This window comes from Micromonospora sp. NPDC093243 (genome assembly GCF_044753725.1).
In the GTDB taxonomy this organism is placed as follows: Bacteria; Actinomycetota; Actinomycetes; order Mycobacteriales; family Micromonosporaceae; genus Micromonospora.
In genome coordinates, this window is the sequence record NZ_JBIVNT010000006.1 from 349,191 (window position 1) to 370,515 (window position 21,325).

The 21,325-nt window shown below is 72.3% G+C and carries 16 protein-coding genes; 12 read left to right on the plus strand and 4 right to left on the minus strand.

Annotated elements, in window-relative coordinates:
• Nucleotides 1-225: 225 nt before the first annotated feature.
• The 6 genes from ACIP9D_RS22250 to ACIP9D_RS22275 are packed head-to-tail and all read left to right on the plus strand — an operon-like array spanning nt 226 to nt 7,589.
• On the plus strand, nt 226-1,902 hold the full coding sequence (locus tag ACIP9D_RS22250; protein WP_350875041.1) for an ABC transporter substrate-binding protein: 1,677 nt from the start codon (nt 226-228) through the stop codon (nt 1,900-1,902).
• A 6-nt stretch (nt 1,903-1,908) separates the two neighbouring features.
• Entirely contained in the window at nt 1,909-2,865 is a 957-nt protein-coding gene (locus ACIP9D_RS22255) for an ABC transporter permease (protein ID WP_350875040.1), read from the plus strand.
• The gene (locus ACIP9D_RS22260; RefSeq protein WP_350875038.1) at nt 2,862-3,749 is read left to right on the plus strand and encodes an ABC transporter permease; all 888 of its coding nucleotides are present in this window, start codon (nt 2,862-2,864) and stop codon (nt 3,747-3,749) included. Before ACIP9D_RS22255 ends, ACIP9D_RS22260 begins: the two co-directional genes overlap by 4 nt.
• Nucleotides 3,746-4,804: an ABC transporter ATP-binding protein gene (locus tag ACIP9D_RS22265; protein WP_350875036.1), complete on the plus strand. Its 1,059-nt coding sequence runs from the start codon at nt 3,746-3,748 to the stop codon at nt 4,802-4,804. The genes ACIP9D_RS22260 and ACIP9D_RS22265 overlap by 4 nt, the downstream gene beginning before the upstream one ends.
• The gene (locus ACIP9D_RS22270; protein WP_350875034.1) at nt 4,801-5,802 is read left to right on the plus strand and encodes an oligopeptide/dipeptide ABC transporter ATP-binding protein; all 1,002 of its coding nucleotides are present in this window, start codon (nt 4,801-4,803) and stop codon (nt 5,800-5,802) included. Before ACIP9D_RS22265 ends, ACIP9D_RS22270 begins: the two co-directional genes overlap by 4 nt.
• Nucleotides 5,799-7,589: a gamma-glutamyltransferase family protein gene (locus tag ACIP9D_RS22275; protein WP_350875032.1), complete on the plus strand. Its 1,791-nt coding sequence runs from the start codon at nt 5,799-5,801 to the stop codon at nt 7,587-7,589. The genes ACIP9D_RS22270 and ACIP9D_RS22275 overlap by 4 nt, the downstream gene beginning before the upstream one ends.
• On the opposite strand, the gene ACIP9D_RS22280 is transcribed toward ACIP9D_RS22275, so the two are convergent.
• The gene (locus ACIP9D_RS22280; protein ID WP_350875030.1) at nt 7,586-8,272 is read right to left on the minus strand and encodes a GntR family transcriptional regulator; all 687 of its coding nucleotides are present in this window, start codon (nt 8,270-8,272) and stop codon (nt 7,586-7,588) included. The genes ACIP9D_RS22275 and ACIP9D_RS22280 overlap by 4 nt on opposite strands.
• Nucleotides 8,273-8,342: 70 nt before the next feature.
• Here ACIP9D_RS22280 and ACIP9D_RS22285 point away from each other — a divergent pair, with 70 nt between their 5' ends.
• Nucleotides 8,343-9,083 carry a YoaK family protein gene (locus ACIP9D_RS22285; RefSeq protein ID WP_350875029.1) on the plus strand — a complete coding sequence of 247 codons (741 nt, stop codon included), beginning with the start codon at nt 8,343-8,345 and terminating at the stop codon, nt 9,081-9,083.
• A gap of 32 nt (nt 9,084-9,115) precedes the next feature.
• On the opposite strand, the gene ACIP9D_RS22290 is transcribed toward ACIP9D_RS22285, so the two are convergent.
• Nucleotides 9,116-11,101, minus strand: coding sequence for a sigma-70 family RNA polymerase sigma factor (locus ACIP9D_RS22290; RefSeq protein WP_350875027.1), 1,986 nt, complete (start codon nt 11,099-11,101; stop codon nt 9,116-9,118).
• Between the two features lie 157 nt (nt 11,102-11,258).
• A complete protein-coding gene (locus ACIP9D_RS22295; RefSeq protein ID WP_350875025.1) occupies nt 11,259-11,861 on the minus strand; it encodes a dihydrofolate reductase family protein in 603 nt (200 codons plus the stop codon).
• Nucleotides 11,862-12,079: 218 nt separating this feature from the next.
• Here ACIP9D_RS22295 and ACIP9D_RS22300 point away from each other — a divergent pair, with 218 nt between their 5' ends.
• The 3 genes from ACIP9D_RS22300 (at nt 12,080) to ACIP9D_RS22310 (ending at nt 14,601) form a co-directional block, all read left to right on the plus strand.
• Nucleotides 12,080-13,156, plus strand: coding sequence for an NYN domain-containing protein (locus ACIP9D_RS22300; protein WP_350875023.1), 1,077 nt, complete (start codon nt 12,080-12,082; stop codon nt 13,154-13,156).
• A 105-nt stretch (nt 13,157-13,261) separates the two neighbouring features.
• Complete coding sequence (locus tag ACIP9D_RS22305) at nt 13,262-14,023, plus strand: MBL fold metallo-hydrolase (RefSeq protein WP_350875022.1); 762 nt, start codon at nt 13,262-13,264, stop codon at nt 14,021-14,023.
• Nucleotides 14,020-14,601 (plus strand): VTT domain-containing protein, encoded by a 582-nt coding sequence (locus tag ACIP9D_RS22310; RefSeq protein ID WP_350875020.1) that lies wholly within the window; start codon nt 14,020-14,022, stop codon nt 14,599-14,601. The genes ACIP9D_RS22305 and ACIP9D_RS22310 overlap by 4 nt, the downstream gene beginning before the upstream one ends.
• Here the strand turns inward: ACIP9D_RS22310 and ACIP9D_RS22315 are convergent.
• Nucleotides 14,534-16,924, minus strand: a complete 2,391-nt coding sequence (locus ACIP9D_RS22315) for an alkaline phosphatase family protein (RefSeq protein ID WP_350875018.1) — start codon at nt 16,922-16,924, stop codon at nt 14,534-14,536. The genes ACIP9D_RS22310 and ACIP9D_RS22315 overlap by 68 nt on opposite strands.
• Nucleotides 16,925-17,444: 520 nt before the next feature.
• Between ACIP9D_RS22315 and helR the strand changes: the two genes are divergently transcribed.
• Both helR and ACIP9D_RS22325 read left to right on the plus strand, forming a co-directional pair.
• The gene (gene helR / locus ACIP9D_RS22320) at nt 17,445-19,589 is read left to right on the plus strand and encodes an RNA polymerase recycling motor ATPase HelR (protein WP_350875084.1); all 2,145 of its coding nucleotides are present in this window, start codon (nt 17,445-17,447) and stop codon (nt 19,587-19,589) included.
• Nucleotides 19,590-19,744: 155 nt separating this feature from the next.
• Complete coding sequence (locus ACIP9D_RS22325) at nt 19,745-21,322, plus strand: alkaline phosphatase D family protein (RefSeq protein WP_350875016.1); 1,578 nt, start codon at nt 19,745-19,747, stop codon at nt 21,320-21,322.
• The last annotated feature ends 3 nt before the right edge of the window (nt 21,323-21,325 follow it).

Consider the following 21,325-nt stretch of genomic DNA (forward strand, 5'->3'; position numbering starts at 1 on the left):
TGAGGCTGCTGATCGTCACCCCACCAGTCTCGCGTGACTCGCGGCTGAAGTGAAGTCGATGACTGCCCGCGTGGCGCGGGCGCACCCGGCGACGCCGCGTTCCGGACGAGCGTGCTGCCGCAAGCCAGTGCCTGCTGGGTGCTCGACAGGCATCCATGAGGGTCTTGCGTCGGTCATCGTATACAACATACGCTCCCCGGAATCGCCCACTTGAGGAGATCCCCCATGACGAACCTCTCCTTCAGCGAAACGAGCCCGCCGCGGCTGCGTCCACTGCGGGCCGCCGTGGCGGCGGCAGCGGTCATCTGCGCCGTCGTCGCCTGCTCCCCGGTGTCGGACAGCGGGGGTGGTAACCAGTCCGGCGACAACCAGCCGGCCGGCCAGGACTCCTTCGGTACGCCGGCGGACCCCGCCGCGGTGAAGAACGGCGGCAAGCTCGTCATCGCCCTCTCCGCGGAGCCCGACGCGCTGGATCCCACCCTCTCGCGCAGCCTCTACTCGCGCTACGTCTTCCAGGCGATGTGCCAGAAGCTCTACGACGTAGACGAGCAGGCGCAGGTCGTACCTCAACTGGCGACCGCGCTGCCGACCACCAGCAGCGACGGGAAGACGGTGACCATCCCGCTGCGTCAGGACGCGAAGTTCGCCGACGGTACGCAGCTCGACTCCGCCGCGGTCAAGGCCACCCTGCAACGGCACCTGACGAACGCCCGCTCGGCGCGCAAGAGCGAGCTGGGCCCCATCGAGACCGTCGACACCCCCGACGCGCACACCGTCGTGGTGCGCCTGAAGCAGCCGTTCGCGCCCCTGGTCGGAGCCCTCGCCGACCGGGCCGGCATGATCATGAGCCCGAAGGCGATGCAGAGCCTCGGCGACGACTTCGCCTCGGCGCCGGTCTGCGTCGGGCCTTTCAAGTTCGCCAAGCGGGTGCCGCAGAACTCCATCGACGTGGTGAAGGACCCCAACTTCTACGACGCCGGCAAGGTCCACCTCGACGCCATCTCGTGGCGCATCCTCAGCGACGCCAGCATCCGCGCCGCCAACCTGCGCTCCGGCGACGCCCAGGTCGCCGACAGTGTCTCCACGCAGGACGTCGCCTCCCTGCAGGCGGACAGCTCGCTCACCGTCCTGCAGTCGCAGTCGCTCGGCTACCAGGGGCTGACCTTCAACATCGGCAACGTCGACGGGGTGCGCACCACGCCGAAGCCCATCAACCGCCCGACCGCGCAGAACGCCAAGGTCCGGCAGGCCTTCGAGCACGCCATCGATCGGAAGGCACTCGTCCAGGCCGTCTTCAACGGGATTCCAGCCGTCGCCTGCTCACCGATCTCGCCCGCGAGCCCGTTCTCGACGCCGGAAGCGCAGACGTGCCCGGCGCACGATCCGGCCAAGGCCAAGCAGCTGCTCGGTGAGGCCGGCGTCCAGACGCCCTACCCGGTGACGATGCTCGTCTCGAACACGCCCGACACGCTGCGTCTGGCCCAGGCGTTGCAGGCCATGGTCAAGGACGGCGGGTTCGACCTCAAGATCAATCCGGTGGAGTACTCCTCGCTCCTCGACGAGCAGGACCGCGGCAACTTCGAACTGCTGCAGCTGGGCTGGAGCGGGCGGATCGACCCCGACGCCAACATCACCAACTTCGTCGGCACCGGCGGCGGCCAGAACGTCTCCGGCTACAGCAACCCTCAGCTCGACGCCGCGCTGACCCAGGCCCGTCAGTCCAACGACCTGGAGGAGCGCAAGAAGCTGTACGGGCAGGCGGTGACGATCCTCCAGCAGGACGACGCGCTGATCTACCTCTACCGGCAGCGGAACCTGACCGCCTTCTCCAAGCAGATCCAGGGTCTGCAGGTGTTCCCGGACGGCGTGATCCGCGCGGCCTTCGCCGGGTTCACCAAGTAGGTCGTCGTGCTTCGATACCTGCTCACGCGCGCCTGGCAGTCAGCGCTGACCCTGCTGCTGTCGACAGTCGTGGTGTTCCTCGGCGTGCGGGCACTGCCCGGGGATCCGGCCCTCGCCCTCGCGGGCGAGGACCGGTCCCCGGAGGCGCTGGCGGCCATCCGGCATCACTACGGGCTGGACCAGCCGCTGCCCCTGCAGTTCGCGCAGTACGTGGAACGGATGGCGCAGGGCGACTTCGGTGAGTCGATTCGGACCGGGATCCCGGTCTCCTCGATGCTCAGCACCGCCCTGCCCGTGACGGCCGAGCTCTCCGTCCTGGCGATCCTCATCGCCGCGGTGCTCGGTGTCGGCGCCGGGGTGCTCGCGGCGGTACGACGCGGGCGCCCCGCCGAGTGGCTGGCCAACGGGCTGGCCCTGGTGGGCCTGTCGGTGCCGCACTTCTGGCTCGGGCTGCTCGCGATCCTCTACCTCTCCGTGGCGACGGGGCTCTTCCCGGCCTCCGGCTTCGTGCCCTTCCTCGACGACCCGCTGGACAACCTGCACCACGTGGTCCTGCCGGCCGTCATCCTCGGCACCGGTCTGGCAGCCATCATCATGCGACAGACCCGTTCGGCGATGTTGGAGTCGCTCTCCTCGGACTACGTCCGTACGGCGAAGGCGAAGGGTCTGCGACCCCGAGCCGTCATCACCCAGCACGCGCTGCGGAACAGCCTCATCGTGGTGGTGACGATCGTGGGCCTGCAGCTCGGCGGCCTGATCTCGGGTGCGGTCGTCACCGAGCAGATCTTCGGGCTACCGGGCTTCGGCAAGATGACCATCGACGCGGTCTTCCAGCGGGACTACCCGGTCATCCAGGCCGTCGTCCTGCTCACCGCGACCGCCTACATCGTCATCAACTTCCTGGTCGACCTGCTCTACTCGGTCATCGACCCACGAATCCGCGTGACGGGGGACCCGGCATGACCGTCCTCACCGTTCCGATGGCGGAGACCGCCCCCGCCGGCATCACCCGACGCACCCGCGTGCTGACTCGGTTGCGGAGGAACCCGCTGGCCGTGGTGAGCTTCGTCGTGCTGGCGCTCGCGGCCGTCGTCGCCCTGCTCTCACCCTGGATCGCCCCCTACTCCGTCGAGCAGACCGACTTCGCGCACACGTTCTCGCCGCCGGGCACCCCGGGGCACTTGCTCGGCACCGACGACCTGGGCCGGGACGTACTGTCCCGCATCATGCTGGGGGCTCGGGCGTCGCTGCAGGTGGGACTGCTCGCGGTAGCCACCTCGTTGGTCATCGGCGTACCGCTCGGACTCGCGGCGGGCTACTTCCGGGCCTGGGACGCCGTGATCTCGCGCTTCACCGACCTGCTGCTCGCGTTCCCGTTCCTGATCATGGCGGTCGGGCTGGCCGCCATCCGCGGCGCGAGCCTCGGCAACGCCGCGGTGGCCATCGGGATCGCCCAGATCCCGGGGGTGATCCGCGTGGTGCGCTCGGACACGCTGCGGCTCAAGTCGCTGGACTTCGTCGCCGCGGCCGTCGTGGACGGCGCCAGCGACCTGTGGGTGCTCGCCCGGCACATCCTGCCCAACGCGACGTCGGTGATCCTGGTGCAGGCCACGGTCGCCATTCCGGCCGCGATCCTGGGCGAGGCGGTGCTCTCCTTCCTCGGCCTCGGCATCCAGCCGCCGGCGCCCAGCCTGGGCACCATGCTGGCTACCGCCCAGCAGTTCTCCGCCCGGGCCCCGTGGGCGGCGGTCCTCCCCGGTGTCGTGATCATGGGGCTGGCGCTGGCCTTCAACGTCTTCGGCGACGCCCTTCGGGACGCCCTCGACCCGAAGGGAGACCGGCGATGACCACCGTCGAACCGGCGAGCGCCGCCACGGTCGGCACCTCCGTGCTGGAGATCCGCGATCTCACGGTCTCCTTCCGCACCGAGAGCGGGACCGTCTCGGCGGTCGACCGGGTGAGCCTGGACCTCGCTCCCGGCGAGATCGTCGGGATGGTGGGCGAATCGGGCTGCGGAAAGAGCGTCACCGCGATGAGCCTCGCCGGCCTGCTCCCGGAGAGCGCCCGGATCTCCGGCTCGGTACGGCTGGAGGGCACCGAGCTCGTCGGCACCCGCGAGTCGGTGCTGCGCCGCGTGCGCGGCAAGGAGATCGCCTACATCTTCCAGGAGCCGATGACGTCCCTGAACCCGGTGCTCACCGTCGGGCGCCAGATCGGGGAGGTGCTGCAGGTTCACGAACGGATGTCCCGGCGGGCCGCGCGGGCGCGCGCCGTCGAGCTGCTCTCGCTGGTGGGCATCCCGTCCGCCGCCGCCCGCGTCGACAACTACCCCCACCAGCTCAGCGGGGGCATGCGCCAGCGGGTGATGATCGCGATGGCGGTGGCCTGCGGCCCGAAGGTGCTGGTGGCCGACGAGCCGACCACCGCCCTGGACGTCACGGTCCAGGCCGGCATCCTCCAGGTCCTCCGCGACCTGCGCGACAGGCTGGGTACGAGCATCCTCATCATCACCCACGACCTCGGCGTGATCGCCGACATCGCGGACCGCGTCGTCGTCATGTACGCCGGGCGCGTGGTGGAACGGGCTCAGGTCAACGACCTCTTCGCGCATCCGCGCCACCGGTACACGGCGGGTCTGTTGTCGGCCTCTCCTACCCCGGGCCGGCACGCCGGCACCCAGCGGTTGCAGGAGATCCCCGGTCTCGTGCCCGTCCTGTCCAGCCAACCCGACGCCTGCACGTTCGCGGACCGCTGCCCGGCCGCCGACTCGCAGTGCCTCGACTCCGCCCCGCCTCTCGCGGCGGTCGGACCAGGGACCGCGCTCGCCGCGAGCGAGCATCTGGCGGCGTGTTGGCACCCCTGCCCGACGCCTCGGGCCCAGCCCCAGGAGGTGAACCCATGACGGCGCAGCCACCCGCCCTCGAACTCGAGAACCTGGTGATGCACTTCGGGCCGGTGCGAGCCGTGGACGGTGTGTCCCTCACGATCCCCAAGGGCCGGGTCACGGCGCTGGTGGGGGAGAGCGGCTCCGGAAAGTCGACGGTGGGCCGGTGCGTGGTGCGGCTCGTGGAGCCGACCGCGGGCGTGGTCCGGATAGCGGGGACGGACGTGACGCACCTGTCCCGGCGGCAGCTGCGACGGCACCGCAGCGACGTGTCGATCGTCTTCCAGGACCCCGCCGGCTCGCTGGACCCGCGCATGCTGGTGGGCGACGTGGTGGCCGAGCCGCTGCGCCTGTCCGGGCGGCGGATGCCGCGACGCGACCGCGAGGCCCGGGTCGCCACGGAACTCGAACGGGTCGGCCTACGCCCCGAGGTGGCGCACCGGTACCCCCACGAGCTCTCCGGCGGGCAACGCCAGCGGGTGAGCATCGCCCGGGCCCTGATCTCCGAGCCGATGCTGCTCATCGCCGACGAACCCACCAGCGCACTCGACGTCTCGGTGCAGGCGTCGGTGCTCAACCTCCTCGCCGACCTGCAACGGGACATCGGGTTCGCCTGCCTCTTCATCACCCACGACCTGTCCGCCGTGGAGTACCTGGCCGACGACATCGCCGTCATGTACCTGGGTCAGCTCGCCGAGCAGGGCTCACGCGAGCAGATCTTCACGCGGCCCGCGCATCCCTACACACAGGCGCTGCTGGCGGCCGCGCCGGTGGCCGACCCGGTCCGCCAGCGCCAGCGCCAGCCGGTCCTGCTCGGCGACGACCTGCCGTCCGCGTTGGACCCTCCGTCCGGCTGCCGCTTCCGCACCCGCTGCCCGCTCGCGTTCGACAAATGCGCGGCCGAGGTGCCGCCGCAGGTGGAGATCGGTGGCGGGATGGCCGCCTGCCACCTGGTGCAGCCGGACGGTACCCGGCCCGATGTCCGGGCCACTGACCCGAGTGAGGTGTTGTCATGACGTTCACCACCCGACCGACCCTGCAGGGAACCTTCGGAATGGTGTCCTCGACGCACTGGCTTGCCAGCCAGGCGGCCATGGGGACCCTGGAGCGCGGTGGAAACGCCTTCGACGCGGCGGTCACCGCCGGGTTCGTCCTGCACGTCGTCGAACCCCACCTCAACGGACCGGCCGGTGAGGTTCCCGCGATCGTGGCGACGGCGCAGGACCCGGCCCCGAAGGTGCTGTGCGGGCAGGGGCCGGCGCCGGCCGCCGCCACCATCGCGCACTTCCGATCCCTCGGGATGGAACTCATCCCCGGTTCGGGCCCGCTCGCGGCGGCCGTGCCCGGCGCCGTGGACGCCTGGCTCCTCCTGCTGCGCGACCACGGCACGCTCCGGCTCGAAGAGGTGCTGGAGCCGGCGATCGGATACGCGGGCGCCGGTCACCCGCTGATCGGCCGGGTCGGTGACACCGTGGCGGCCGTGCGGACCCTCTTCGAGGAGCACTGGCCCACCTCCGCGGAGCTGTGGCTGCGCGGCGGCAGGCCGCCGGCGGAGGGCGAGCTGTTCGCCAACCCCGCCTATGCCCGGACGCTGCGCAAGCTGGTCAGCGCCGGGCAGGCGGCCGGCGCCGACCGCGCGGCACAGATCGACGCCGCCCGCCGCGCCTGGAGTGAGGGTTTCGTCGCCGAGGCGATCGAGCGGTTCAACCGGCGGCCGTTCCAGGACTCCAGCGGGCGTCCGCACGCCGGCCTCGTCACCGGCGCCGACATGGCCGCCTACTCGGCGACCTGGGAGGAACCGGTCACCCTCGACTGGCACGGCTACTCGGTGGCGAAGACCGGCTTCTGGGGCCAGGGCCCGGTGTTGTTGCAGACGCTGTCGGTCCTGGACGCGCTCGACGACGCCCGCGCGTACGACTCGTCGACCGCGGCCGGCATCCATGCCCAGGCCGAAGCGCTCAAGCTCGCCTTCGCCGACCGCGAGGCCTGGTACGGCGACGGTTTCGACACGCCCGCGAAGGCGCTGCTCTCCCGGGAGTACGCGCGGGAGCGGGCGGACCTGATCGGGGCGGACGCCTCGACGGAGCTACGACCGGGGCGTCCCGACGGCCTGCGGCCGCGTCTCGCCGGCCACCTCCAATGGGGCGCCGGCGGCCGCGCCGACGCGGCGGACGCCACGACCGGCGAGCCGACAGTCAAGGCCGACGGCGTCACCCGCGGCGACACCTGTCACGTCGACGTGGTCGACCGGTGGGGCAACATGATCTCCGCGACCCCCAGCGGCGGGTGGCTGCAGAGCTCGCCCACCATCCCCGAGCTCGGCTTCCCCCTCGGCAGCCGGCTGCAGATGTTCTGGCTGGAGGAGGGGCTCGCCTCGTCGCTCGCCCCGGGGCGCCGACCGCGTACCACGCTGAGCCCGACGATGGTGCACCGCGACGGGGAGCCCGTGCTGGCGTGCGGCACTCCCGGCGGCGACCAGCAGGACCAGTGGCAGCTGCCGTTCCTGCTCCGCCACCTCGTCGAGGGGCAGCCGCTGCAGGAGGCCATCGACGCGCCCGCCTGGCACACCATCAGCCTGCCGGGGTCGTTCTACCCGCGCGACTCCGAGCCCGGCGTCCTGGTGGTGGAGGACCGCTTCGACGAGGAGGTGCTGGCGGCCCTGCGGGCGTACGGGCACGAGGTACGGCTCTCCGGGTCGTGGAGCCTCGGCCGGCTCTGCGCGGTGACCCGCGATCCGGCTACCGGAGTGCTCGCGGCGGGCGCGAACCCGCGGGGCATGCAGGGCTACGCGGCCGGCCGCTAACCGCCGGCTGCCCCGTAGCCGCCCTCGGCGTTCTCGTAGGCGGCCGCGGACGCGGCGTCGAGGTGGGCGAGGGCGGCTCGCTCGGCCCGCTCACCGTCACCTGACTCGATGGCGTCGACCAGCTGGATGTGCTCGGCCCACGAGTGCGGTGCGCGCTCGGCGGCTCCCAGCCGGAAGACCCACTGCACATGGAGGTACAGCGCCTTGGCGATCGACGACAGCCAGGGGTTTCCGCTGATCTGGAGGATCCGCAGGTGCAGGGCGCTGTTCAGCTCGGCGACCCGGCGCAGGTCCTGCTGCTCCGTCGCCTCGCGGCCCTGTTCCAGCAGCGTCCGCAGGGCGGCCACGTCGGCCGGTGTCGACCGCTCGGCCGCCAGCCGGGCGGCCAGCGCCTCCAGGCGCTCGCGTACCGCGAACATGTCCGCGATGGTCCCGCTGCTGGGAGAGGCGACGACCGCCCCGCGTCGGGGCAGGATCACCACGAAACCCTCGGCCTCCGCGACGCGCAGCGCCTCCCGGACCGGGTTGCGGGAGACGGCGAAGTCTTCGGCCAGCCGGTCCTCGGTCAGCCGCTCACCGGGGAGGTAGTCGCCGTTGATGATGGCGGTCCGTAGTGCGGCGAGGACCTGGTCGCGTAGCGGCAGGTGTTGAGCGCCGAGCTTGTCCCGCAGGTCTTCAGCCAACCTGATCGCCTCTCCGTGATCTCGCTGGGAAAAGTGTATACGAAGGACAATCTGTGGAGGATAGCCGAAAGTGCTGAAAACACTGCCGCACGTCATCCGCGCCCGGGCCACCGCGAAGGAGAAGCCACTCCTCCTGCGTCGACGGCACGCCCTGGTGGTGGTGCTGACCTTCGTGACCGGGAGCGCCGACGCCATCGGCTTCCTCGCCCTCGGCGGAGCCTTCTCCAGCGTGATGACGGGCAACATGGTCCTGCTCGGGCTCTCGGCCGGCAGGGGGAACGCGGAGCTCGCCCTGACCTCGGGCTGCGCCATCATCAGCTTCATCGTCGGCGTGCTCGCCGGCGCCCGCCTCGCCGGCTCGGCGCAACCGGAGGACCCCGTCTGGCCCCGCCCGGTCACCCGGGCGCTCGTCCTGGAACTCCTGGTGTTCGTCGTGCTCCTCGTCGTCTGGGAGTTCGCCACCCACACGGAGGACGTCGACCTCGCCCTGCTGATGCTCTCGGCGGCGGCGCTGGGCGTACAGAGCAGCGCCGTCCAACGATTCGGGGTGCCCGGACTCTCGTCCACCTACCTGACCGGCACCCTCACCAGCCTGATCGCCGGCGTCGCCGTCCGAACCCCGTGGCGCAACCTGCGGCCCAAGGCTCAGATCCTGCTGGCCCTGATGACCGGCGCCGCCGTCGGCGCCCTGGTCGCCCTGCACCTACCCGCCTGGTCGCCGGCCCTGCTGATCGGGCCGCTCGTGGTCGTGATCGCCGTGTCCAGACGGATGGCGCAGAAGCCGTCGCACGACGTGCCGGTCACGCGGTAGGGATCCGGGCGGATACGCCGGCGCTCCGCCCGTCAGCGCGCGCCCTGGAAGGCGCGACCGACGGCCGTCGCCTCGCTGCCGGTACGGAAGAGCCCGGTCTGGTCCTTCGCCGTGGCGGGCAGGCCGAACCAGGCGTACCGGTGCAGCCAGGGCAGCCCACTCAACATCCGGGTCGCCGCGGTGAGGAACGCGGCCTGCTGCTGCTGGCTCGGGAAGCGGACGCCGTCGGAGAAGTCGATCAGGGCGAACTCGGTGAGCCAGATCGGCAGCCGGTAGCGGTCGTGCACCGCCTGGAGGTAGGACTTGAGCTGGTTGACCGCGTTGGCGGTGGTGAAGTCACCGCCGTACCAGTGCAGGGCGATGAAGTCGACCCGGTGGCCGCGCTGCTTCGCGCCGGCCATGAAGCGGTCGAGCCACTCACCCGGGCGGTCCCCGCCCCAGGCCACCGCCGGGCTGCCCAGGGGCAGACCGGTCGCCTCCAGCTGCGGCCACAGGTCCAACGCCTGCTCCACGCTCATGTTCGCCTGACCGCCCATGTCCGGCTCGTTGAACCCGAGCAGGTAGCGGCCGTTCTTCTTCGCCTGTTGCAGGTTGCTGGCGGTGACGCTCTTCGCCCCCCAGATCATCGGGACGAACTCGGTGCCCTTCGGGCTGGTGACGCCCGGGTGGTCCACGTTCCAGGTGTAGTACCAACTCGCGTTGGAGTTGGCCAGCGCCTGGCTGACCCCGTTGAAGGTCCAGACGCCGACGCCCTTTCTCTTCGAGGTCACCGCGGGAGGCGGGGCCGCCGGTCGGGCCGTCGTCGGCTTCGCCTTCGGGGTCACCGCCGGTGGCGTGGTCGGGGCGCCCGGCGTGGCGGCCGTGGACGGGCTGGCCAGCGAGGTGGTCGACGGCGGCGCCCCGACCGCCTGCGTCGCCGCCGGGGCGGGCGTCGACCCGGTCGGCTGGGCCACGACGATCGCCCCGACGACCAGCACGGCGACCGCGGCGGCCACGGAGATCGGGCCCAGCACCGGGTTCGAGCCGAACGAGATGAGCCGGCTCAGCCCGCCCGGGCGTACCGCGTGGGCGCCCCCGGACGCGCCACCGCCCGATGGTCCGGCGGCGGCGCGCCCGGTCGCCTCGATCACCTGGGGGCTGGGCGTCGGGGCGGGTGGGCTCGTCGCGCCGGCGTGGGGAATGGCCGTCGCGGCGTGCTGGGCGCTCTCCGGCGCGAGGCCCACCGCGAGGTTCTCGGCGATTCCGGGCGGGATCGGCAGCAGCGGAAGCCCGGCGAGCAGCCGGTCGATCGGGAGCAGGTCGGCGGTCCAGCGGACGCATTCGCCGCACTCCCGCACGTGCCGGGCCAGGCGCTTGCGCCACAGCGGGCTCGGCCGGCCGTCCCACGTCCGGGTCAGCTCCCGCAGCCCGGGGCAGGCGGCGCCACCCCGCAGCGCACGGACGACGATCCGCGACGCCTGCAGCTGTTCCTTCATCCGTTGGATCCGGACCGCCGCGTGGCCCTCGGTCAGGCCGAGCGCCGTGGCGAGTTCGGTCCGGTCGATCTCCCCGGTGGCCTCCAGCCACCAGAGGGCCAGCAGAGTCCGATCGTCGTCGTCGAGCCAGCGGGTCGCCTCGGCCACCTCGCGGCGCTGGTCGGTCAGACCGAGCCGGAGAATCGTGATCCCGGCGAAGTCCGCGGCCGGATCGTGCACCCCGTGGACGACGTCGAGGTCGGCGGTGTGGTCCAACGCCGCCCGACGGTACTGCTCACGGTCCCGCACCTGCCGGACGGCGATGGCGATCAGCCAGGACCGGTACGCGGCCGGATCCCGCAGGTCGGTCAGGTGCCGGACGACGCGCAACAGCGTCTCCTGGACCACGTCGTCGACGTCGGCGTGCCCCCGCAGCGCCCGGCCGACCACGTTGTACACGAGCGGGAGAGACGCCGCCACCAGTGCGTCGAGCGCCCGCGGGTCGCCGTTGCGGGCGGCGACCACCAGCCCCGCGTCGGCGCCACCCCGACTCGTTCCGCGCATCGTCTCCACTCCTTCACGTGCTCGCACCGCTACCCGGTGGCGTGGCTGGTGGAATCCGGCCAACGCCTCCCCATCAGGAGACCGGCCGGCCGGGCCGGCATAACAGTTTCCACCGTCCGGTGTCGGCCGTGCCGGCCCGTCCGCCCCGCGCCCGCCGTCAGTCCGGCGTGCGCACCCGGTAGGCGAGGTGCGTGACGCCGTCACCCTCGACGACGCTCGTGGGCCCCTCCAGTTGGACGGGTGCGATCTTCAGGTCGGCGAAGAGCGGGATGCCGTCGCCGAGCAGGACCGGGACGAGGTCCACGTGCACCTCGTCGAGCAGGCCGGCCTGGATGACCTGCGCCGCGATGGTGCCGCCGTTGACGCCGACGTGCTTGTCGCCCGCGATGGCCTTCGCCCGACCGATCGCGCTCTCGATGCCGTCGGTGACGAAGACGAACGAGTCGCTCTCGCGCTCCCAGCCCTCGGGCACGGTGTGCGTGACGACGACCACCGGTACGTCCATCGGGTGCCGGCCGCCCCAGCCGTTGGTCATGTCGAACAGTCGCCGGCCGACGACCAGCGCCCCGGTCCGCTCGTTCAGCTCCCGCAGGTGCCGGGCGCTCGCCGCCGAGGTGCGCAGCGTCATGTCGGGGTTGGCCGTCGGCGTCTCGACCTCGCCGTTGCCGTACCACTGGAAGAGGTACTCGAACCCACCGTGGGACGCGTCCGCGATGTAGCCGTCCAGCGACATCGTCGCTCCGGTCATGACCGTCGTCATCAGATCCGCTCCTTGGTCTCCGGCGGCCCGCCACTGAACGGGCCTGCCCTCCACCTACGAGTCGAAGCCGCGAGGGACTCGCTCGACATGATTGCCGAACAATTCTTCCGCGACCGGCGAGCTCTCGGGGCCGGCCGGCCCGAGCGCGACCGACCGGGGTGGCGGCGCCGCCCGCGAGTCGGCGGCGGCCCAACCGGCACCGGGCTAGGCTGGCTGCCGTGGATCAAGAAGACCGCATCGCCCTGTTCCTCGACTACGAGAACCTCGCCCTCGGGTTCCGCGACCATCACGGCGGCATGGCCTTCGACTTCCGTCCCATCGCCGACGCGCTCGCCGAGCGAGGGCGGGTGGTGGTGCGCCGCGCGTACGCCGACTGGTCGTACTTCGGCGAGGACCGGCGGATGCTCACCCGCAGCCACGTCGAACTCATCGAGATCCCGCAGCGGATGGGCGCCTCGCGCAAGAACGCGGCCGACATCAAGATGGCGGTCGACGCCGTGGAGCTGGCCTTCGAGCGGGAGTACATCTCGACCTTCGTGATCTGCACCGGCGACAGCGACTTCACCCCGCTGGTGCACAAGCTCCGCGAGCTCAACAAGCGCGTCATCGGCGTCGGGGTCGAAAAGTCGACCTCGGCGCTGCTGCCGCCGGCCTGCGACGAGTTCCTCTACTACGACCGCCTGGAGGGCGTCGAGATCCCGCCGGCGCCCGCCCGTCGCGGCCGTCCCGCCCGCCCGCCGCAGCTGGAGCCGCAGCAGGTGGAGCAGGAACCCGAGCCCCAACCGCTGGTCGAGCAACCCGTACGCGACGTCGACACGCTCGCCGCTCTGGTGGCCCAGACCGTGGCCGGTCTGCAGGGCAGCTCCGGCGGTGAGGTGACCGCGTCGAGGCTGAAGCGGACCCTGCTCCGGAAAGACCCGACCTTCAGCGAGTCCGACTACGGCTTCCGTACCTTCGGTGAACTCCTGCGGCACCTCGCCGAGCACAACGTGATCGAGCTGGCCGAGGGCCCCGCCAAGGGCGACCCCGAGGTCTCGCTGCCCGAGCACGACGACCGGGAGGTGGCGTTCGGGCTGCTCCGGTCGGTGGTCGTCGACCTGGCCGGCAACGACGGGGCCCTGGCGCTCTCCGGCCTGAAGGACCAGCTCCGACGGGCGCGGCCCGACTTCAGCGAGCAGAAACTCGGCTACCGCAGCTTCCTGCAGTTCTGCAAGGCGGCGGCCACGGCCGGCGCCGTCCAACTGCGGTGGAGTCCCGACGCCGACGACTACCTCGTCACCCCGCAGGCCTCGTGACCCCACTCGCACCGGGCGGTCCGCGTACCGGCGCGGGCGCCCTCGTGCCGCCGCCTGGGTGCCGGATACGGTGGCAGACGTGACAGACGCGGCGCGGGTGGCGGTGTGCTCCAGCTGACCTGGTACGGGCACAGCACCGTGTGGATCGAGGATTCCGGCACCCGGCTGCTGACCGACCCGCTGCTGCGTAACCGCCTCGCCCACCTGCGTCGGCGCCGCGGGACCGTCCCGCAGCTGCCCGGCGCCCCGGACGCGGTCCTCGTGTCGCACCTGCACGCCGACCATCTGGACTTCGCGTCGCTGCGCCGGCTGCCCGAGCACACCACGCTGGTGGTCCCGGCCGGGGCGGGACGCCTCGTCCGTCAGGCACTGGGCAGCACCGCCGGCCGGTGCGTCGAACTGGCGGCCGGCGACCGGACCACCATCGGGCAGCTCAGCGTCACGGCCGTACCCGCCGCCCACCACCCCGGTCGCGGGCCCTGGTCCCGGCACCGCGCGCCGGCGCTGGGCTACCTGATCGAAGGGCAGGCCCGCACCTGGTTCGCCGGGGACACCGGCCTCTTCGACGAGATGGCCAAGCTGGGGCCGGTCGACCTGGCGCTGATCCCCGTGGGCGGGTGGGGTCCCACCCTCGGCCCCGGCCACCTCGACCCGGCGGGCGCGGCCGAGGCGGTGCGCCGGGCGGCGGCGGCCTGGGCCGTACCCATCCACTTCGGCACCTTCTGGCCGGTCGGGTGCGACCGGCTCCGCCCGGAGCTGTTCCACCAGCCCGGAGAGGACTTCGCCGGCCACGCCAGGGCGACCGCCCCCGGCACCCGGGTACGCGTGCTGCGCCCGGGCGAGTCGTTGACGATTCCGCGGCCATGACGGCGAGCCTCGGCGCGCTGGGCTGGCTGGCCCTGGTCGTGATGTTCGGGGCGGTGGTCCCGGTGGTACCCACCGGCGCCGCGGTCAGCGGCGCCGCCGCCCTCGCCGCGCACCAGGACCTGCCGACCGTGGCCCTCGTCGTGCTCGCCGGCGCCCTCGGGGCGTACGTGGGCGACCTGGCGACCTACCTGCTGCTCGACTGGGGCGGCGAGCGCATCGCCCGACGGCTGCACCTGCTACGCGGACCGCAACGCTTCGAGCGGCTGTCGGCGCGCGTACGTGAGGGGCGCGTCTCGATGCTCCTGGTGTCCCGACTGATTCCGGGCGGCCGGCTTCCGGTGCTGCTCGCGGCGGCGGTGGCCGGGCTGACCTCGCGACGCTTCGCCATCGCCAACGCCCCGGCCAGCCTCGCCTGGTCGGCCTTCTACGCCGCGATCGGCGTGCTCGGGCGCGCCGTCTTTCCCGAACCGTGGCAGAGCGTGGTCGCCGCCGTCCTGCTCGTCGTGCTGGTCAGCCAGGGGCTGAGCTGGGTGGGCCGACGCCGGAGCGCGCCGGCTCATCCGCCGGTGACGCCATAGCCGGCAGCCGCGCACCTGAGCGCTCGCCCCGATCGCCGTCCGCGTGATCGTCCGGCGCGCGGGGCGCGTGGCCGCGCGGCGCGTCGTCGGCGTCCTCGTCGGGCTGGCGGAGGCCGAGCCGGCGCAGCCACCCGAGCAACTGGGCGTGTACGGCCTCCGGGCCGACCAGTTCGCCGTCCTGCGGCCAGTCGGCCGGATGGATGAGCAGCGCCTCGGTCTGCCAGCCGCCCAGCCCACCGTGGCAGCCGACCAGCTCCTCGAAGGCCGCCACCTCCTCCAGGCTCGGGTCCACGACGCTGATCACCACCAGGTCGCCGACGTGGTCCATCTCCTGGTGGCGCAGCAGGTCCTGGCGCGCTCGCGGGCCGTACGGCGCAAGCGGGTCGTCGCCCTCGACGTGCCCGCCGCGCAGTCGGTGCTCACCGCGCGACCCGAGCGCCACCGGACCGGCGGCGGAGTCGACGACGACCAACCCGACGCCCGGATGCGCCCTCAGGCCGTCGATCAGCCCCGGGACGACGGTGTCGATCCGCTCCCGGACCAGTCGGCCCGGATGTCGGGCGAGGTAGATCATCGCCAGGTTGCCGGACGCCACCACCACGGTCTGGGGGTCGGCACGGGCGGCCTCCTCCTGTTCCCGCGCGGCCGGCCCGAGGGCTACCTCGCCACCGACCGAGTGCGACCGCACCGCCGCCCGTGTCGCGGCGCCGGTCATCCCGCCGCGGCCGGCCACCTCGGTGAGCAACGTGTTGACCCGGCCCCACTGCTCGACGCGACCGGCAGCCTCGGCGCTCGCCGTGACCGGGGTCGCGTCCGTCGGATCGGCGGGGGCCGGTGGGCGCACCGCGGGGGCGGCGAGCCGGGCGACCACCTGCGCCAGCGACTCGCCGTACCGCTGCCGGAACGTGGCGCCCTGGCTCTGCCCGTGGTCGCTCAGCACGACGAGGTGATAGCGCCGCCCCGCCTCGGCCGCCAGCCGCTGCAGGATGCCGAGCGTGTGGTCGAGCGCCTCCAGGGCCGCCATCGCCTCCGGGCGGGCCGGTCCGGCGTGGTGGGCCACCTCGTCGTAGTCGACGAAGTCGCAGAAGATCACCGGCGCGCCGCGGGCCATCTGCTCGGCGATGAGCGACACGTTGAGGTCGTTGAGCAGGCTCGCCAGCGGACGCAGCGCCAGGTAGGAGCCGCCGCGATCGCCCCGGGGCTGCACGCCGCGGATCCGCTGTCGCCGACCCTCGTGCAGCTCCCGGAGCAGCTGCCCGGCGCCCAGCACGACCGCCCGGGCGAAGCCGTACGGGCTGGTCATGAAGGTCGCGTAGCCGGAGTTGGACCGCCCTGGCAGCCCGGCGCGGCTCACGGTGAGCAGGCTGGTGGGGGCGTCGCCGGAGAAGGCGGTGCTGATGCTCACGCCGCCGTCGCGCAGCAGCCCGTGACCGGTCGACAGGCGCTGCTCGATCTCGGCGGCGTCCCGGGGTCGGCTGGTCACCATCAGCCGGCCGGGCGAGCGCGTGCCGTCGCTGCTCACCGTCGCCTTCTCGTACCAGCGGAAGGCCGGCACCCGACGGACCTCGCCGTGCAGCAGACCCGCCTGGGCCGCCGGCGTGGTGGCCGGCAGGCCCGTGTGCCAGCGGGTCATCCGGTGGCTGCGGGAGCGCAGCCACCGGCCGATCGTGGGAAGGTTTCCGGCCCGCACCGCCCACTGCACCAGCGGCGCGGCCACGCCGTCGAGCTGGATGACGAGCACGCCGTCGGCGGGCTGCTCGTCGGTTGACGGGGTCGCGTCGCCGGGCCGGCGGCGTCGGAAGGCCAAGCTCCGGCGCCGCTCCGGCGCACGCCGCACCCGGGTCATCAGTCGCAGCATCTCGCTGACGAACGTGTCGTCGGTGCCGGCGTCGGCCAGCCAGTTTACGATCGCGGCGAGCGCCACGGCGAGCCACGCGGCCACGAAGGCGACGGCGAACCCGGCCACGTGCGCTTCGGGGTCGAGACGTAGTGCCACGTACATGACGACGGCCTGCACGCCTACGCCGATGGCGAGCGCCCAGAGCCCGCCGAGCGCGGTGGCCAGCGCCAGCAGCAGCGGGCGCAGCACCGCGCCGACGCCAGTGACCAGGGCGACCAGCCAGAGCATCGCGACCAGGCCGCTGGCGGTGACCCCGGGCAGCAGCCACAGCGTCGTGCTGAGCACCACAAACGAGGTCGCCATGCTGCGGACCAACGCCCGGACCCGCGCGACGGTGGGCCGGTACTCGCGCAGCATCCGCACGGCGACCCGCAGGGGCTGCGGCACGGCGCGCCGCGCCTCGCCATCCACCTGCGGCTTCATAGCTCGCCACAATGCCACACCCGGCCCACCAAGATCGCCGCGGCGACGGCCGGTGTGTCCTGCGGCGCGGCCGCTCGGCGCGGCACGCCCGGGTCCGCCATTGCAGTCATGGACCGAGGTGAGTTCACTCCTGGGCCGGCCGACGCGGCGTAGCGGCGTGGCGCGCGTTGCGAGGAGGTTTCCGTCCAGCTGACGGTCGAAGGGAGGGGCGACCTGCTCCCCTCCACTTTCAAGGTATAGCCCACCCGGGGGCTTGCGGCAAGACCCGGGTGATGCCGCAGAATCGCTGGCCGAGGTCAGAAACCTGCAAAAACGGGGGAGTTGCGAAGTACGCATGGTGTTGTCGACGTTTGGGGCCGGTGGGGACAGCGGTGGCCGCGAAGTTGCCACTCGACCCGGTCAGCAGAGAACAGCCCGCAGCGTCCGCGTGCACACGCGGGATTGCCGAGCCAGCACCGCGGAGACGGGAACAAGCGGCCGCCGCAGGCGGCCCGAGATCGGAGCTGATGCCGTGAACCCGCTGACCACCAGCGCGTTTGATCTGCCCGAGAACCTCTCGGCCAAGGCCGACCCGAGGCTGATCGCCGTCGACGAGCGGCACTTCGCGGCCGTCGCGGAGAGCCTCGAGCGGTCGATCGCCGAGCTGTCCGGTCAGCTCGATGCCGTGCGCAGGGCGCCGGGGGGTATCGGCCGGCGGGCGATGGACCGGGACGAGGAGATCCACCGGCTGACCAGCCGCCTGCGCGCCCTGCGTCGCTTCGGCCTGGACCTCTGCCTCGGACGCATGGTCAGCGCGGACGACGCCGAGCCCGTCTACGTCGGACGGTTCGGCCTCACCGACGGCACCGGTCGTCGGCTGCTGCTCGACTGGCGCTCTCCCGCGGCGGAGCCGTTCTTCGGGGCGACCCACGCCAACCCGATGGGGCTGGCGAGCCGCCGTAGGTATCGCTGGACCCGTGGCCGGATCAGTGACTACTGGGACGAGGTGTTCACCGCGGACGGGCTCGAAGGGCACGCCGCGCTCGACGACCAGTCCGCCTTCATCGCCAGCCTGGGCAGCAACCGGTCGACCCGGATGCGGGACGTGCTCGGCACCATCCAGGCCGACCAGGACGCCATCATCCGCGCGGGATCGAGCGGCGCGCTCGTGGTCGACGGCGGTCCGGGCACCGGGAAGACCGTGGTCGCGCTGCACCGCACCGCCTATCTCCTCTACGCCGACCCGCGGCTCAGCCACCGTCGGGGCGGGGTGTTGTTCGTCGGCCCGCACCAGCCCTATCTCGCCTACGTCGCCGACGTCCTGCCCAGCCTCGGCGAGGAGGACGTGCAGACCTGCACCCTGCGGGACCTCGTCCCCGAGGGCGCCGCGGCAACCATCGAGACCGACCCGGAGGTGGCCCTGCTGAAGTCGTCCGCGGACCTGGTCAAGGCGATCGAAGCGGCCGTCAGGTTCTACGAGGAGCCGCCGGCCAAACCGATGACGGTCACGACCGACGAGTCCGATCTCCGGCTGAGCGCCGACGACTGGGCCGAGGCGTTCGACGCGCCGGGGCCGGGCACCCCGCACAACGAGGCGCGGGACGAGATCTTGGCGGAGCTGCTCACGATCCTGCTGAACAAGTACGACGGCGACGAGCCGGAGGACCTGGTTCGCAGCTCGCTGCTGCGCAACAGGGAGCTTCTCACGGCCCTCCACCGGGCCTGGCCGCTGCTCGACCCGGCCGACCTCGTTGCAGATCTGTTCTCGGTCCCCGCCTATCTGCGCAAGTGCGCTCCCTGGCTCAGCCCGGACGAGGTCCGAAAGCTGCAACGCGGCGACGCCCGGGCCTGGACGGTCTCCGACCTGCCGCTGCTGGACGCGGCGCGGCAGCGGCTCGGCGACGCGGAGGCGTCCCGACGCCGGCATCGGCGCGAGGCCGCCGTCGCCGTCCAGCGCGAGCAGATGGCCCGGGTCGTCGACGACCTGATCGCATCCGACGCGTACGACGACGGCGAAGGCCTGATGACGATGCTGCACCAGCAGGACCTGCGAGACGCCCTGGTCGACGAGGCCGGACTGCCCGACGCCGATCCGGACCGGCTCGCCGGCCCGTTCGCGCACATCGTCGTGGACGAGGCTCAGGAACTGACGGACGCACAGTGGCAGATGTTGCTGCTGCGCTGCCCGTCCCGCAGCTTCACCATCGTCGGGGATCGCGCCCAGTCCCGGCACGGGTTCCCGGAGTCGTGGCAGGAGCGGCTCCGGCGGATCGGGCTCGACCGGATCGACCTGGCCGCGCTGAGCATCAACTACCGGACGCCGGAGGAGGTCATGGCGGAAGCCGAGCCGGTCATCCGAGCCGTGCTCCCGGACGCCAACGTGCCGACGTCCATTCGCACCAGCGGCCGGTCCGTCGTGCACGGATCCGCCTCGGAGCTGGGGCCGATCCTCGACACCTGGCTCGCCGAGCACGCCGAGGGGATCGCCTGCGTCATCGGCGCTGCCACCTTCCAGGCGACGTCCCGCGTCCGGTCGTTGACCCCGGAGCTGGCGAAGGGGCTCGAGTTCGACCTGGTCGTTCTCGTCGACCCGGAGGCGTTCGGCGAGGGCATCGAAGGGGCGGTGGACCGCTACGTCGCGATGACCCGAGCGACCCAGCAACTCGTCATCCTCACCAGTTCGTGACGTCGGTCGACACCGGGGTCGCCGCCGCGCGTCCCCGGTGAACCGATCGACCCGGTCATTATCGGCTCTGTTCATCGCGCGTTCCGGCGGGTGTCACACCGGACAGTTGGGATCGGGACAACGGCAAGATCAATCGCTGTCCGGAGGCACCCGCCATGTCGCAGTCACCACCGATGCTGCCCCGCCGTCACTTCCTCGCCCTGGGTGGTGTCGCCGCGGGCGCGGCGATCCTCGCCGCCGAGCCGGCTTCGGCGACGTCCGCCGCGAACGACCGGATCACGCTGACCGGTTACGCGTTCAGGCTCGGTGTCGCCTCCGGCGATCCGATGCCGGACGGCGTCGTGCTCTGGACCCGCCTGGCGCCGGACCCGCTCGCCCTCGACGGGCTCGGGGGGATGCCCGACCGCGCGGTGCATGTCCGGTGGGAGGTGGCGGAGGACGAGCGGTTCCGCCGGGTGGTGCGCCGTGGGGTGGAACGTGCCACGGCCGAGTGGGGGCACTCGGTGCACGCGGAGGTGCACGGCCTTCGGCCGGACCGCGAGTACTGGTACCGCTTCCGGGTCGCCGACCAGGTCAGCCCGGTGGGCCGGACCCGCACCGCACCGCGCCCCGGGGCCGCTCTCCAGTCGTTGACCTTCGCGTTCGCGAGCTGCCAGGCCTACACCGACGGCTACTTCACTGCGTTCGAGCACCTGGCCCGGGAGGATCTGGACCTGGTCGTCCATCTCGGCGACTACATCTACGAGGGCGGCGGTGCCGGTTCGATCGGCCGGGCGCACCTCCCCGCGACGGAGACGTTCTCCCTGACCGACTACCGGATCCGCTACTCCCAGTACAAGCTCGACCCGGCCCTGCAGGCGGCGCACGCGAGCGCGCCCTGGGTGGTCGCCCCGGACGACCACGACGTGGAGAACAACTGGGCCGGCGACCACTCGCAGCCGGACACCGAGCCGGACCAGGACCCGGCGGTGTTCCGGCTCCGCCGCGCCGCCGCCTACCAGGCGTACTACGAGAACCTGCCGCTGCGCGCGTCGTCGATGCCGCGGGGCCCGGAGATGCAGGTCTACCGGCGGCTGAAGTTCGGCGACCTGCTGCAGCTCGACGTGCTCGACACCCGGCGGTTCCGCGACCAGCAGCTCACCGACCAGTCGCTGCGCTGGGACCCGAACCGGCAGATGCTCGGCGCCAAGCAGGAGGCCTGGCTGCTGGCCGGCCTCGGCGCGTCCACCTCACGGTGGAACGTGCTCGGCAACCAGATCTTCGCCATGGAGGCCGACCACACCGCCGGCACGCCCGAGACCTTCGGGATGGACACCTGGGACGGGTACGCGGCGGCGCGTCAGCGGCTGTTCGACGGTGTGGCGAGCCGGGGTGTCGAGAACTTCCTCATCATCACCGGCGACGCGCACCGCAGTGTGGCCGCCGATCTCAAGTTGGACTTCGCCGACCCGGCCTCGCGCACGGTCGGTACCGAGTTCCTCGGAACCGCGATCAGCTCCGGTGGCAACGGCGCGGACATGGACCAGCTCGGAGTGACCTGGCTGGCCGAGAACCCGCACATGAAGTTCCACAACGCCCAGCGTGGCTACCAGGTGTGCCATCTCGGCCGGCACGAGATGCACACCGACTACCGGGTCGTACCGTTCGTCAACGCCCCGGGCGCCCCGATCTCGACGCGAGCCCGCGTCCACGTGCAGAGCGGCCGGCCCGGGGTGGCGCACGTGTCGGCGTAGGCC